At 68.5% G+C, this 14,957-nt stretch carries 10 protein-coding genes and 1 pseudogene; 10 read left to right on the forward strand and 1 reads right to left on the reverse strand.

Annotation, left to right across the window (positions count from 1 at the left end):
• Positions 1–56 precede the first annotated feature (56 nt).
• The 4 genes from AB0E19_RS35840 to AB0E19_RS35855 all read left to right on the forward strand — a co-directional run bounded on the left by AB0E19_RS35840 (position 57) and on the right by AB0E19_RS35855 (position 6,708).
• Positions 57–1,013, forward strand: a complete 957-nt coding sequence (locus AB0E19_RS35840) for a GntR family transcriptional regulator (protein ID WP_362188456.1) — start codon at positions 57–59, stop codon at positions 1,011–1,013.
• 917 nt (positions 1,014–1,930) lie between these two features.
• Complete coding sequence (locus tag AB0E19_RS35845) at positions 1,931–4,516, forward strand: hypothetical protein (protein WP_362188460.1); 2,586 nt, start codon at positions 1,931–1,933, stop codon at positions 4,514–4,516.
• A gap of 201 nt (positions 4,517–4,717) precedes the next feature.
• Positions 4,718–5,704 (forward strand): DUF6083 domain-containing protein, encoded by a 987-nt coding sequence (locus AB0E19_RS35850; RefSeq protein ID WP_190223678.1) that lies wholly within the window; start codon positions 4,718–4,720, stop codon positions 5,702–5,704.
• An 89-nt stretch (positions 5,705–5,793) separates the two neighbouring features.
• Complete coding sequence (locus tag AB0E19_RS35855; protein ID WP_362188464.1) at positions 5,794–6,708, forward strand: hypothetical protein; 915 nt, start codon at positions 5,794–5,796, stop codon at positions 6,706–6,708.
• On the opposite strand, the gene AB0E19_RS35860 is transcribed toward AB0E19_RS35855, so the two are convergent.
• A complete protein-coding gene (locus AB0E19_RS35860) occupies positions 6,696–7,268 on the reverse strand; it encodes a DUF6083 domain-containing protein (protein WP_362188467.1) in 573 nt (190 codons plus the stop codon). The two genes, AB0E19_RS35855 and AB0E19_RS35860, sit on opposite strands and share 13 nt — an antisense overlap.
• Positions 7,269–9,301: 2,033 nt before the next feature.
• On the opposite strand from AB0E19_RS35860, the gene AB0E19_RS35865 reads away from it, so the two are divergent.
• From AB0E19_RS35865 to AB0E19_RS35890, 6 genes and pseudogenes are all read left to right on the forward strand, one after another.
• Positions 9,302–11,119: a hypothetical protein gene (locus tag AB0E19_RS35865; protein ID WP_362188470.1), complete on the forward strand. Its 1,818-nt coding sequence runs from the start codon at positions 9,302–9,304 to the stop codon at positions 11,117–11,119.
• A gap of 312 nt (positions 11,120–11,431) precedes the next feature.
• Positions 11,432–11,698 (forward strand): hypothetical protein, encoded by a 267-nt coding sequence (locus AB0E19_RS35870; RefSeq protein WP_362188473.1) that lies wholly within the window; start codon positions 11,432–11,434, stop codon positions 11,696–11,698.
• A 427-nt stretch (positions 11,699–12,125) separates the two neighbouring features.
• A complete protein-coding gene (locus tag AB0E19_RS35875; protein WP_362188476.1) occupies positions 12,126–12,641 on the forward strand; it encodes a DciA family protein in 516 nt (171 codons plus the stop codon).
• Between the two features lie 107 nt (positions 12,642–12,748).
• Positions 12,749–13,135 (forward strand): annotated as a pseudogene (locus AB0E19_RS35880) (hypothetical protein); the annotation flags it as partial.
• Between the two features lie 529 nt (positions 13,136–13,664).
• Positions 13,665–14,186: a hypothetical protein gene (locus AB0E19_RS35885; protein WP_362188479.1), complete on the forward strand. Its 522-nt coding sequence runs from the start codon at positions 13,665–13,667 to the stop codon at positions 14,184–14,186.
• A gap of 363 nt (positions 14,187–14,549) precedes the next feature.
• Entirely contained in the window at positions 14,550–14,885 is a 336-nt protein-coding gene (locus tag AB0E19_RS35890; protein ID WP_362188482.1) for a hypothetical protein, read from the forward strand.
• Positions 14,886–14,957 lie beyond the last annotated feature (72 nt).

Consider the following 14,957-nt stretch of genomic DNA (forward strand, 5'->3'; position numbering starts at 1 on the left):
TCGCGCAGGGGTGAGGCAACGGCAAGGCCGCTCAGAGGCAACGAAGGGAGGAAGTCATGCAGACCGACCCTCGTAGGCGAGTCCGCGAGGCGCGTACCGCGGTGTACCGGCTGTACTACGCCGAAGAGCGCCTTCTGTACGTCGGCATCACCATGGCCCTCAAGCAGCGCTTCGCCGATCACCAGCGCCAGAAGTTCTGGTGGCACCTGGTAAAGAGCAGAGACGTCAGGTGGTACGACGACCGCGCGGCGGCCGAAGCTGTCGAAGCTGAAGCGATTCGGACAGAAAGCCCCAAGTACGACGGCACCAGCCGCATTGCCGACTGGGTCAATGCCCGCCACCTACGCCCGAAGGATCCGTTCTGGCGGGCAGTCGCACAGTCAGTTCTCGCGCGCATTCAGGATGGAACCTACCCCGTGGGTAGTCCACTGCCGTCGCCGCGAGCACTTGCGTCGCTCTATGAAGTTTCGGAATCGTCCACGGGATACGCCCTCTCCGTGCTCTGCAGCGCCCGGGTCGTAGGACCTCGTCCGCAGCACGTGGTCCGTCCCTTCTCAGACCACCGCCCGTTGAGGGGACCTGATGCCCCGGCCGCAGATGAACACGACAAGGCCGATCTGCTTTTCAGCTACGGGACCGGACTTCAGTCGCCAACGCGCAGCAATCCTCTCGCGGCAACGACGCCTGCCGCTCAGAGATCAAATGGTGTATCTTTTTGGGAACCGTTGAATGGGATGGAGGCTGTCGTGCCAGATCCGCTGCGTCGAGTCGATGCTCTGGTGGATGCTGACACGTTGCCCCCGCCCCACATCCGGCAGCAGTTGCGTATCGCCGCGAATCTCACCCAGTCGGAAGTCGCCGAGGCCATCGGCGTGAAGCGGCTTGCTGTCGTGCGATGGGAAGCCGGCCATACCCAGCCCCACCGAGGAAACCGCTTGAAATACGCGGAGCTACTCCGTCGGCTGGCTGAGGAACACCCTGAAGTTGCTCAAGGAGAACCGAATGAGGGCTGACCTTTCGCCCGCTTTCGGGCACGCCGACTCCACCTCTGTTGCGAGGGGGTCGGCGTGACGTAACCGCCATGGCCACGCGCTGTCTCTGCGGACTAACCACCACATCGGCCGCGCAGGCCCCGTCTCGACCGGACTCACGTCCAGGTCAACGCTCAGTCCCGGATGCAACCGGTCCTGAGCTTCGGCTCATCGAGCCAGATTCACCAATCGCACCACCGGCCACTAACCACGGCCACCACAGCCGCGCAGCACCCGCTGTGCGTATCCCGCGAGACCCCCACCACAGGGGCTTCGCGATCGACCACCAAGAGAGGAGAAGTTCTCCAGTCCCGGTTGGTGCACGTCCCGCTCCTCACGGAGCAGGCGCACCCACCTGCTGAAACATCCATCCGGCGATACGCCGGGAGATACAGAGAGGCGGACGTCCTCATAGTGCCCGATCTGGTGTCCCCTGAAAAGTCGAGCCCTGCCCGTTTTGGCAGGCTTCGCGCCTTTGGCGATTTTCACGCGTCGGGACAAGCGTCCTTGATCCACCACTTCGCGGCTTTTGGGCAGGAAGTGGCTCTTCCTGCAGGAAGCGACGAGCTGATCGTTTCGGCTGGGTCTGTCCGGCCGTTCCTCAGCGGCGGTGTCCGCGCGAGCGTCGTCCTGTGTGGCGGGACGCGATCCGAAGTCGTTGCCCGCCGTGCGGGAGCGCTGGGGGCAATCGGGGCTTCGTGGCCTCTGTCCACAGGTCGGCCGGTCCAGGCTGCCAAGATGATCGCTTCCCTCGCCGCCGTACCCAGCCCTCGCTTCGCCCGCCAGGGGGGTGTCCGGGTTGGCTGGTACCCCACGGCCTTTATCGCCTGCACCGCCTTGTCCGCCCCGGCACCTCTCTCCGTCCGCGCTTCCTCGGTGACGCTCGTCGGGGGTGCTCGATGAGCGCCGTGGCGGCGTCGGCCGGCGTGCTTCCGCGCTCCCGCACGGTGTCCGCCAGCGAGACCTCGCGTCGCCGGCTTCGGTCGGTTCCGGCGCAGGCTGGGCCGGTCCCGGAGCGGGCTGCGGGTCATCCGCTGTCGCTCGGTCGCGACGCGCGTGCGCGTCTGGGTGGTGCGGTGCGCTCTCTCCTGGATGCGGCGGGCCTGGAGGGCGCGTCGGACGCGGTGCGTCTGGCGGTGCTGGTGCTGACGTCGCGGACGCCGTCGGAGAACGGCGTGGTGAAGATCCGTACCTCGGAGCTGGGCCGGTGGATCGGGATGTCCGCGTCGTACACGGCGTCTGAGGTGGTGTCGGGGCTGCGCCGCTCGGGTGTGGTGTCGGTGGAGACCGAGAAGGGCGAGTACTGCGAGGACATCGGCCTGGAGTGCAAGGTGCTGCCTCTGTGGGCGGCGCAGGACGTCGTCGGGCACCCGCTGAATCTGGCGAAGAAGGAGTACGCGACGCTCCAGCGGCTGTTCGAGGCCGTGATGGCGCCGGGCTGGAAGCACAAGGACGGCCGGATTACCCCGGCCGGGCTGATCGGTACGCGTACGGGTCGGGGTGCGGCGACGGATCGTCTGGCGCTGCTGCTGCTGGTGCTGGAGGCGCGGGAGACCGGGCGGGTGCGGCAGTGCGGCGGGACGGTGGATACCCGGCGCGGCCGTGCCGCGGCGACGGTGGCCCGGCTGCTCGGGTGCACGGCGTCGGCGGGGGAGCGGGTGCTGGAGCGCCTGGAGGCCCGGGAGCTGGTGCTGCGGGTGCGGCTGAAGACGGGCTCTGGCATGCCGAACCGGTCCCGGCTGATGGTGCCGGCGGTCGCCGCCGCGCACGGCCGCACGGTCGCCGACGACCTCCAGGAGGACCGCGCGGAGGACCTGGAGCCCGATTTTTCAGACCCCGACGTTACGGCAGGGCCTAGTGAGGCTCCGGGGACGGAAGCGGAATCGCAGGTCAGCAGCGTGCCGGTGACGGATGAGCCGGATGTTGCAGACCCCGACGTTGCGGCAACCCTTCACACTGACCACCCTCACCTGGTTACTCCCGTCGTTGATCTCTCGCTCGCTGGTGGCTTTTCCGGCGAAGGCCGTGGAGCTGACGGTCGTCGGCCGGGACGCGCGTGCGCGAGCGAGGACCAGGCCGACGACGGCGATGACGCCGCTGCCGGTTCGACGTCGCCGGTGGCGGAGGTCGGCCCGCTTCGCGGTGAAAAGCCCAAGGAGTCACCGGTCGACGAGCAGGAGCAGGCAGGCGGCGTCGCCGCTGGTGCTGGTGCCCGGCTGACGGTCGTGGGTGGTCGAAAGACGCAGCCGCAGGGGCGGTCGGAGCTTCCTGCCGATCTTGATCTGCGGGTGGCTCTGACGCCGGTGTCCTGGCTGTGGCAGAGGCTGAACCGCTGGCAGCAGGACAACGTCGTGAAGGCCGCGACGGCGGAGCTCGCCCAGCTGCGCCAGGTGCTGGAGTGGTCGGGGCAGGCCCCGTCGGCGCTGGCCGCCCGGCTGACGTCCCGGCTCGAGGAGACCGGCGGCGAGGCCCTGATCGCCCGCCCGTTCGGCTGGATCACCCGCCGCGGGCTGGTGCGCCGGCCGTCGTGCTCGGATGTGCGGTGTGACGACGGCGCCCGGCTCGACACAGGGGCCGACTGCGACAACTGCGCCAACGTGCTGCACTCGCGGCGGGCCTGGCGGGCCCGGATCACGTCGACCGTCGCTGAGGAGATGCCCGGCCTGGACGAGTACGAGCGGCGCCGCGTCGTTGAGGCCCGGATGCGCGAGTACGCCGCGGTCGAGGCTGCCGACTACGTGTATCGCCGTGAGCAGGCCCAGGCTGAGCAGGTTCGGCGGGCTGCGGCCCGTGCGGAGGCCGAGGCCCGTGCGGCGGCAGAGCGGGAGCGAGCGGACTCCGAGGCGGCCGCGCGTCGGGTACTGCCCTGTGAGGAGTGCGGCCGGGCGAATGCCGACGGGCGGTGCGACGCCTGCCGCTACCGGCGTGCCGCCCAGGAGCTTTTGGCCGAGGCGGAATCCTTGTCCGCCGCGGCGGTGGATCCTGCGGATAGCGAGGGCACCCGCCGAGCGGTCGGCGACACCCGAGAGATCCTCGGTGTGCTCATGGGAGAGGCCCGGCAGCGGTTCCTCACCGCCCACGTGCCCAGCGGAACGCCGGGGGAGCAGGACACGGTGCGGGACGTCATCGCGTACGCGGAGCTGGAAGTGCTCAAGGAGATCGTTCCGCAGATCCGGCAGTCGGCGCTCAGGGCCCTTGCGGCCAGCCAGCAGGCCACGGCCGAGGCGGACCGCGTCTACGCCACCGAGCGGGCACGTCGCTGGGACTGGCCTGACGCCAGCGAGGCAGACGTGATCGCGGCCGCACGGCAGAGTGCTCAGCAGGCCCGTGCCCGGACGGCCGAACACCTTCTGGCCGTCCGTCTCGACCAGCTGAGCGGTCAGAACCCGACGCGAGATGCCAAGGCGACGGCGTCAGACTCACGGGCGCAGCGACTGGCCGAGTACGCCGCCCGTGCACTGCCCGGCGAGGTGGTCGGGACGTGAATCTGCGGGACAGCCACCGCGGCCCGCCGTCCCACGGGCCCCGCCCGCAGTGGACTTCGGCAGTGCCGAAAGCTAGGCCGGCCCCTTCCGCTCGTGGTGTGACATGAGAAGCCGGACGGGCCCTCAGGCTGAACGCCCTGGAATATCCTTCACGTTCGCGGGCGCTGTCCCGCAGTACCGGATCGAGGAACAGCCTTGTCCATGCACCTGCACCGCTCGAACCAGACTCGCTTGCTGCGGCGTTTGGCCGCAGACCGCTGCAAGTACTGCGATACACCGATTGAGTGGTTCGAGCGGTATGACTCGCTTCGGATCCCGTTGTCCCCGGAGTTTCCGGCGGGGCCAGTTCCCCAGAGGATGCAGTGGCACCTGGCCAAGGGGGTCGCCTACCCGGGGCGGGATCCTTTCACCGGGTACTGCCGTATCCCGCACCCGGCGATCTGCCCGGCCGCTGAGCATCCTGATCTCCCCGAAGAGCTGCAGGATGTGGTGGCCCGTCTGGCCGTGCGCATGCGCGGACGTATCGACCGCGGTGAGTTCGCCCCGTACATCGAGCCTGTCATCGAGGAGCAGGTCGCCTCCCCCGATCCGGACGAGGCCCAGCAAGTACGGCATGTCATCTCCTACCACGGCACACTGAGGCTGGCGCCGTGCGAGGTCCATGAACTGCGGTGCATCTCGACTTTCAGCGGGACGCAGGAGCGCTGCGAGAACGGTGTCTTCGACGTCGAGGAAGGCAAGTGGGAGGAAGTTGACATCCCCTACGCTCCCGGCCGGCAGGGACAACAAATCCTCAACCTCACCGGCGGCCGGATGTGGGCGTGGGTCGTCAACGACTTCACCTTCCTGCGCCGCTGGTGGAAGCAGCAGTGCGTCGACCACTTCGAATCCGGCGCCCCGGATCACGTCACCTTCGAGCTGATCCAGTTCCATCCGCTGCTGCACGACGACTACATCCTGACCGAACGGCCTGAGGGCTACGAGCGCGCACCGGTGGGGCAGGACATCGTCATCCACGACGGCCCGACCGGAGACAAGGCCCTGTGTGCGACTCCCGGGTGCTGGCACTCGACCGTGGGCAAGCAGCCTGAGGGCTGGCGGTGCTGGGAGTGCGAGCGGGTGGAGAAGCGCAGGGCCCGGGTCCACCGCCGGTGGGGACAGACCGCTTCCGGATCATCTGCCTGGTGACCTGCGCATGCCCGGGATCCCGGCTGGGCAGTGTCTGCCTTTGACCCGCCGGCGGAACGCTGCCCCCGAGCTCTCGGAGTGAGGACCTGTTGACCAGCACCATCGGATCATTCGACGAGCAGTCCCAGACGTCGCGTGACCCGCAAGACCCCATCCCCACTCCCTGGGAGTCCTTCTCCGCCATCGCCGAGCTCATCTACCGGCACAAGGTCGGAGTCGTCGTGGAACGAGGCACCCCTGAGACATCCCTGGGGACCGACCTTGCCGTCTACGCGGCCGAAGCCGGCATCCCCACACTGCTGTGCACCCTGCGTCGGCCGCCGCACGTACCGCCTCTGCTGCTGGTGGACACCCTCGCCCACCCCACGTCATCTCGTATCAACGATCGCCTTCAGGCACAGCACCGGGGAAAGGAGTTCGGGTTCCTCGTCGTCGAGGACTACGAACGGATGCGCCCCGACGAATACCCCTACGTGGACCGGTACGACCCGATCGACGACCTGGACTACGAACCCCCCACGCCGGCGGAAGAGCTGCTGCGGGCCGTCCAGATGCTCAGGACCAGCGTGCCTTCCCTGTTCACCACCGCCCTGCCCACCACCCCCGACACCTCCCGCTCCCTCCTGGAGGCCTTCCCCGCCGAACACCCCGCGTCCGTGCTGACTGACGCCTGCAAGCCGGTCCTCACCCTCCACCGCACCGACCTGCGCACCGTGCAGGCCCGCGTGGACCTCAGCTCCACCCCAGGAGCGCAGCTCGTCACTCTCCTCTGGCCGACAGTCCCTGCCATGCGCACCCTGGCCGAACTTCGCCAGTCCCTCACCGCCTACGGAGCCGCCGGCGACCGGAACCGCTTCGACACCGAACTCGACGCCGTCGCCCTCGACGACCTCGAGCAGATCAGCGGGATCGTGCAGACCTACCGGCAACGAGTGATCCAGCGAACTGCCGCGGCGATCCTGCCGGCCCAGGCCACGGACGATCCGGACGATCACCAGGGGTAAGCAGCCCAGCGTTCGCGATGCATCCCGCTCTTCGTCCGGCCGCGGGGCGTCGTACACGGTGACCCCCGTACAGCCCCGCACTGACTGCAGGCAACCTTCGCCATCACATCGGAGCGGTCGAGCTCTGGGCGTACAGGGACCACCCTCATGGGCATCGGCTCAGGCACCACCGGCGCGGCCGGTTCCATGCTTCGCGCCGGCGCCCGCCACAACTGCAACAGACTGGCGGCGGCCGGGTTCACCGCCCGACATGTGCGGTGGTGCCACACCCACCACGGGCCGGTCCCATGCTGGTCAGGGCTCACCGCCACCCCCTCCGAGATAGTCCACAGCACGTCGGACGGGACGTGAGGGCGCACAGAATGAGTGATCGGATCCGGGTCGACCAAGATCCACTTTCCCGTCGGTACCTGGTACTTCAGTACCTCCATGGCGCAGTCGGGACACCTGCCCCGCCTTTCATCGAGACCAGACGCCTGGGGCCGTTCGACCGCAACCGCGTCACCGAAGGACCCAGGAAGAGCCTCTTGCACGGAAGGAGGACGGGCCGGAGGCGTCATGAAGCCGACGGGAGACGCCGAAGCGGAACCGCCCGCAGCTCGCCACTCCCGCTCAAGCCGCTGCTTCCATCCCTTCGGGGCCGGCCACGGGACACCCCAGGCGGCCAGCTGCGCACGAGTCCAGCCGCCTCGCGGGGTCCGAGCAGCCTCGATCTCCTCCGGAGACGGCAGCCGCGGCCGAGGCAGACCTGCACGACCGCCCGCGGCAGAGACCGGTGCCTCACCACGCGCCCCAGGCTTCCATTGCCCTTCGCCGACCCGATCCACCGCTTCCCCCTCCCGAGAACGATCTCCCACTGTCCTGCCCCTCCGTCCGCCGGCCTGATGGCCACGGCCACCGTTCTCAACGCGACGATCCAAGCTCAGGACTTGAGTCACCGCTCACACAACGGCCTACCCACCAGCGGGTGATCTTTTCGCCCGGAAGGAGCAACCCTCCGGCAACAGAGAGGAATACCGCAGAGCAGGTGCGGTCTAGTGCCCTCGTGCACAATCCGCAAGACTCCACCTACCGGGTTCCGACCAAACGGCCCCCCTTGTTGGCCGAGCTCCGCACCAAACTGGCCAGCGCCGGAGACCACATCCGCGCCCTTCCTGAGCACGGCGATCCCGCAGAGTTCGAAGCCATCGCGGACGCCCTCTACCAAGCATTCGCGACAGCGCGGAACCTGGCGCCCTCCAAAGACTCCACGAACTGCACCTCCCACCCCAAGGGCCCTATCGATCCCGAGGCCCCCGCCGGATGGGGACAGTGCCTGCTGTGCAACACCCACCGGCGCGCAGGCAACGCAAGTGCCCGCGCGGGAGCACCCCAGGCCCTGATCCAGTGGGACGTGCCACCACCGCCCTACACCCGTGAGGGCCTACTGGACCGGATGCAAAGGGTCAACGACGCGAGCTTCGAACTTCACCTCAGGTCGTCCGAAAGAGACTTCGTCGTGATGGCGGACCTCCTACACGGCGCGTTCATCATCGCCCGTGAACTGTCCCGGCCCCGGTCGGCATCAGGGTGCCTCCGTCATCCCGGAGCGCCCACCGACCCGGCAGCTGCGGGTGGCCCCCGGTGCCTGTTCTGCGTCGCCGACGATCTACGCCGGCAGCGCGCCGCGACACCTTCACGCATCCCTCAGCCTCCCCAGGCCCGCCGCATGGGCGGGGCCGGCTCGATCCCGCCGAGGTGAACCCATGGCCTCCTCGTACGAGCACCTGGTGGCAGCCGAAGAGCTCCTTCAGACCGCGCACGGACTCCTGCAATCCGGAAAGCGCCGCCGGGCGGCCCCGCTGATCCGGCTGGCGTCCGGATTTCTCGAGGCGGCCACCATCCGCGACCGGATCACAGCAGAACCACCTCTTCTCTCGCGCACACCGGAACCGGTACTTGAACCTGTGCCAGGCTCGGTGCCGGCGCCCTCAGCCCGGTCATCGCTGCCTCCCTGGTGCGGGCAGTGCGACGGGCCCGAAGTCTCACTCCGCTGGATCAGCGAGGAAGACCCCGAAGGTCGCTGCCGCGCCGCGAAGTGCCCCCGCTGTCACCCTGGATCCTTCCCGCTGACGGTCACCTCCGCCAAGGCGACCACCTCACCCGGACAAACCATGCCTCTCACCAGGCTGTAGCCCGCCTAGTCGGCCTCGCACCACCCTTCGGCACCGTGGTACCAGCAACCGGCACCGGCTCTGCACCAGCCATAACGGCGCGAAGAGCATACGGGGATGTCGCACGCCCCTGCACACGGCGCACCGGTGGATGAACGAGGGCCGCGACTCCAGCGCGCCCGCGATCGTCCTCGCCCACACGGCCCAAATTGCCGACCGTCCTCGCCGCCAGAACGCTTCCCCCGAGAACGGTCGGCCGTAGCTGCTGGCCGCAGAGAAGGACGTTTACCCTCACGCCGAACTTGCTGCCCGACATCCCGAGCTTGCTGGGCACGGCGGACCCGCTCTGTTCTAGCCATTCGCCCCAAGTGACGCACGGTTTTCAGGTTGGCCGCCAGCCACCTCGATATCCTGACGTCCACTCAGCAGGAGGGGACGCTATGGGGAAGCGTGACCGGCGCCGGAAGCGGCAGCAGGCCAAGCAAGCAGGAGCGGCGGTCACGAAGCAGAAGCACGTTCCTTCAGGCGAGCCGTCGGTCGGCGAACGGGTACTTCTACCCACCCCTGAAGCACCTCTGATCGAGCTGCACTTCAACGATGGCATCACCGACGACGCGAAAGCCTTGTGCCGGGCCTACTGGGATTTCACTCAGCCCGGCACCTGGGCCCGGAACGTCGCCCAGATCGGTCAGACCACGTTCGTCTCCCAGACCGCCCGCACGTCCTGCCGGGTCTCCCTGCTGACCGTCGTCTGCCCCAGCTGCACCATGCCGATCACGGTGGCCAACCGTTCAGAGATGACCGCGACCCGGCTCTGGAACGACGACTTCCCGCTCGAGCCCATCCCCGCCCGAGCGGTCTGCCAAGACTGCCGCACGACTGCCCAGGCCCAGGCCGCCGCCGAGAAAGCTCTCGAGCAGGAGCGAGCCGCCGCCGCGGACAAGCGGAAGATCGACAGCGCTTCAGCCTGGCTGGGACGCAGCCTGCACGCGGACGAGCCGCTGAGCTACCCCACCCCTCACCAAGCCGTCGGCCTCCTCGCCCTCGCAGAGATCATCCTCCGCAACGACCTGGAGTCCTTCGGGCCTCTCAAGAACCTCAGCTACACCGTCACCGCCTCCACCAGCACCGACATCGAGCTGTTCCGCGACATGTTCCAGGCCCACTGGATCGCCGCCACTACGCCGGCCACGACCGCCTGCTTCACGTACAACGAGGACGACCAGGCCGAGACCATGTACGTCGACGCCGTCTGCTGGACGTTCCCTCGCTGGCTCGGGCCCACCACCCATGAAGCCGCCACCGCAGCCGTCGACCAGCTGAGCAAGTACCTAGCCGACCATACCGACGCCGTCACCAAGATTGTCCAGTCGCTTGAGGCCGGCATGGCCGTCGACTACCTCAACGGCCTCCTCACCGACCGCTACAACGAGCTCCCCATCCCCGAGCACCGCCTGCCAGACGCCTACGAGCATGCCCTTGAAGCCCTTCAGAACGGCTACGTTCTCGAGCAGGTGATCGCCGAAGCCTGGGGCGCAGCCGCCGCCTCCGCCGCCTGGGGCCAGCGAACCCCCGGCCTCAAGCCCGGCGCCGTATCCTCCGCCTCCGTCACGAACCTCAAGCGACGTATCGGGTTCGCGAAGGACCGGCCCGTGCCGCACTACAGCGTGCCCAACTCAGTCCCCCGCCCGGCCACGCACAGCACCGCAGTCCGCTTCCTCGCCGAGCGGCAAGAGGCCGACGCCGCGCTCGCCCGCTTCAGGGCCATCCACCAACGCATCAACAGCCGCGACGCTCAGGAATTGAGCCACGATCCTGATGACGCGCCTGATGACGGCTGGACGAGGTTCGACTCCAAGAAGTGGCTGGCCGACTTCATGGAGGGCAAGAAGAAGCCCGACACCACCCCAGCCGTGACCTTCGCCGCCGTGACACCCACTGGGGACCTGGCCATCCAGACCGCTACCGAGCAGGAGATGCGCTATACGGTCGGTGGCATGCCCGAAGCCCTTCCCTTGGACGGCTCCGCCACCCTCGACGCCCTGGTCCCTGTCTTCGAAGACCACAAGACTCACAAGCCCAACCCCGTGGCCACCCGGATGATTGAACTTCTGGGAGGCGGCTTCGGCATCGTGAACGGCACCGTCGTCTTCTTCCAGACCCCCGTCGGCAGCCGACGCCCGCGCGACCTGGATGACGACCACCAGGAACTGCTCTGGGCCGCCCACACCGCAGCGAAGGTGACGGCTGAAAGTTGAAGCTGGGGGAGTGGTCTCGTCTGTCAGATCGTGACCGCCGGCGTGGCCTCGTCGCCCACTGCAATGCCGCCATGCGCGGCGCCCACGAGCGGGGCGTCGACAGGGACACGATCGCCCGCGCCGTCCGGCTGAGGCTGGCCCACGTCGGCCAAGCGCTGCGCGGAGAGGCCACCCCGGAGTAGCACGCAGGTGCGGCAGCTGGTGGTCTTGCACCTGGCGGTCGAGGCCACCTGGCAAACGGGATCCCGCAAGTCGCCAGGAAAAATGACGGATCTCCCTCGAATTCGGCTTATTTCGGGGGAAGATCGCCCCATGAAGCCCAGACTGACCTTTGAAGCGCACACGGAGATGGGCCAGGCCCTCACCAGCATCCAGCAGGACCTGCAGATGCGCTCCGTTCAGCTCGCCAACGCGTACCCCCGATCCGGGCAAGAGGGGATCCCCGAGAAGAAGCTGGACCAGGCATGCAAGGCCCTCAGCGAAGCACGTTCCGTGCTGAAGAAGCTCTTGTTCAAGGAGCATCCGGAGCTGGCGGAAGTCACGGTGTACTACCCCGGCCGTCAAGATCACCGCGCGTAGCACCCGTCTCTGAGCCTCACGCTGGCCAACGAAAACCGCGGATGCGGCCGATCACGCCCCACCGTTGGCGGCGCAATCGTCCTCGCCGTCTACGTCGAGGTCGACTGACTTATCGGCCCGCCGTCAAGCCCCTCTCTCGAAGGGCGCGGCTGGATCTGGTTTCGTGGCCGGCGCCGGAAGCGGTGAACTGGCCGCCCTGTGCCAACCCCGGTGCTGGCTCCAGCTTGGCCCGGATCGCCCTACACCAGGCCCGCGCCGCCGCAAAGGCCCGCGGCCAGCAGGCCACCCGCGCACCCCGCCGCCGCCCCCGGCCCAACGCAGCGCTCCCCGACCGCCGCGACCCGGCTGGCTTCGCCGCCGTCCTGCAGCACCTGATGGCCGAGCGCGCGTGGGACATGCCCGCCGCCGGCGGCACGGTCCTGGCCCAGTGGCCCGGCATCGCCACCGCCGTCTCCCCACCCTGCCCGCCCACGTCCAGGCCACCGGCTACGACCCCGAGGCGGGCCGCCTCGACCTGCGCCCCGACTCGCCCGCCTACGCCACCCAGCTCCGCCTACTGACCGCCCGGATCATCGCCACCACCAACGAACACGTGGGCTCCTCCGCCGTGAAGGCGCTGCGGGTCCTGCCGCCCGGCGCCGTCGACACCACCCCGCCCCCGGCCGCCGACCGGCCCGCCACCGGCGCGGCCGCGGCCCCGGCCGGGCCGGTGAAGACTCGGGAGTCCGCATCGGTCGGCTACCGCCTCGCCCTCGACGCGCACCGCGCCGCCGTCGACCCCGCCCACCAGCGCCCCGCCGCGCCCGACGGCGGCGACCCCTCCCGCATCCCCGCCGACGCCCGCGAAGCCTTCGACGACTACCGCGCCCAGGCCCGCGAGACCGCCTCCGCCGTCCAGGACGCCGCCATCCGCCGCGCCCGCGCCGAACGCACCGCCGCATGACCCCAGTACGGGAAGCGGCCTTGCCGCCGCCCGGGGCGTCCAGGCCGAGTGCGCCCTCGTTCTCGTTTCCGCAAGCAGTCCTTCGACCACACCACCAGGAGGAACCCGTGCCGTACCCGCAGCCGCTCACCCCCGAGGAGAAGCTCACCGAGGCGAAGGAGCAGCTGGGCCTCCCGCGTATCGTCGTGATCTGCGGCTCCACCCGCTTCATGACCGAGATGGCCGAGGCCGATGTGCGGGAGACCCACGCCGGGAAGATCGTCGTCAAGCCGGGCATCGACATGAAGTCGCCCCACGCGCTCTGGTCCGACCCGGTCGAGGCTGCGGCGCTGAAGGTTCGGCTCGACGATCTGCACCGGGCGAAGATTCGGCTCGCTGATGAGGTGCTCGTGGTCGGAGACTACGTCGGCGACAGCACCCGGGCCGAGGTCACCTACGCCCGGTCGCTGGGCAAGCCCGTGCGGTTCACGCACCCCGAAGTCGACCCCGACGCGTCCACCGAGCACAGGGTGCTCATGTACCCCGACCCGACCGACCCCGTGGGGCCGGCGGGCGACGTATTCGAGGTACACGACGCCACCGGCCGCGTGTTGGTGAGCGACACCGAGGTGCGTGACCACCCGGAGGTGCCGCTCACTCTCGTGCAACGCGACGCAGTCGTACGACGCCTGGGGTATGTGCGCACAGGTTCCTGGAGTGAAGAGGCCGGCGGCCAAGCCCATGCTCCGGTCCGATGACCATTGAATACGCCCGCCGCTCCCAGGACGCGGCCGGATTCTCACCGGCGACATCACCCTGCACCCGCGCGGCCTGGTCGTCGCCGTCCCGATTCCGGTTTGTACGGCTGCCGCGGCGGCGGGCACGACTGGTGCAGCTGACCGGGCCCGTGCTCCGGTTGGTCGTCGGCGCCTCCGCAGATACGCCCACCTCGCTGCCTGCGGTCTGACAGGTGTCTCCGGATTGGTCAGGCGGACATGGCATGTTCAAGCGTCGACATGGGCATTCATTTGTACCTTTTCGCCTATGTATGGTTTCCGTGGGGTTCTTGTCACTTTTTCTATCGGTGTATTCGCATTCGGCGGGGTCGCCTGTGACTCCGGAGCAGAAGGGGCCGATCCTGTACGGACGCAGGAGCGTGAGGCATCGACTCCGACCGCGTCCGTTCCCCCCGAGAAGAGACGGTCGTCGGCGCCTCCGCTTCCGACCAGGTCTGTTCCCGTCGAGGAGACACGGTCTGCGGCGCCGTCGCTGAAGCCGGGCAACGAGCGAGCGGATCTGAAGAGCTTCGAGATCGATGACCGAAGGGCCTTCGGCGCCGACCGTATCTGGATCGCGTGGACGATCGTGAACAGCGCTTCGGAAGAAGTGAACTACACGTGGGATTGGGAGGCCCTCGACACGCAGGGTGTCCGTGTCGCCAAGGGGACCGAGACCGCCATCGGTGTTCTGCCAGGAGAGACGACCTATGGCGGCATTCCCACCACCCTTGAGACCGCCGAGGTGAAGCTGCGCGTCACGAAGTTCGACCGCACAGTTGCCCCCTGAACAGCTTCAACGCCGCCTGCCAGCTCGCCCGCGGAAAAGTCCCGAAGCCGGACCCGATTCCGACCGCGAGGGTGTCGACGGCGCCGGACCCTCATGGCATGCCGGACCCACGCGGCTGGCCGGTATCTGGTACGCGTCGAGCCGGCGGCCATGGAGGTCACCGGCTCGGTTTTGCCTCAAGGGGATGGCGGGTCAGACCCAGCCGGTATCGCCCTCCATACCCCACTCCGGATCAGTGGTGACGCCCCAGCCGGATGCTCCCCTCCCTGTGGGCAGCGCCTGTGCTGCGCCGTTGGGGTGACCGTAACTGCAGGCCGGGGCGTCACACCAGTCTCAGAAATCGAACAGACGTATTATTCAGGCGTGAGCAAGCACGACTTCCCCAACGACCTCAAGACGGCCCAGACCGAGCTGCACCGTGCGTGGGCCGAATACCGGACGCTGTGCCGGGCCCTGCCCTGGTCCGTGGAGCCGGCGCCCGGCTGGCCAGGGCCCAAGCACCCGCACACCGAAGAGGTAGCCCCGGGGCGGGAGGACAGTCCCGGATACACTCCCGAGCAGGCCGCCCGTGAGGCTGACCTGTGGGCGCGGATCCGGGAACCGTCGATCCAGGTGTCCATGCATCCGCACTGGGCCACGCTGGAGCACGGCCCGCAGCTCGTCGACGCCCGGATGGCGCTTAGAGGGCATCTGATCTAGGTAGTTGATGGTTTGGGATGTTCTTGTGACTGCGGGCGGCCGGGGTCGTTGTCAGGGGTATGACAGGTCGGC

The sequence above is a fragment of the Streptomyces sp. NPDC047974 genome, from assembly GCF_040653375.1.
In the GTDB taxonomy this organism is placed as follows: domain Bacteria; phylum Actinomycetota; class Actinomycetes; order Streptomycetales; family Streptomycetaceae; genus Streptomyces.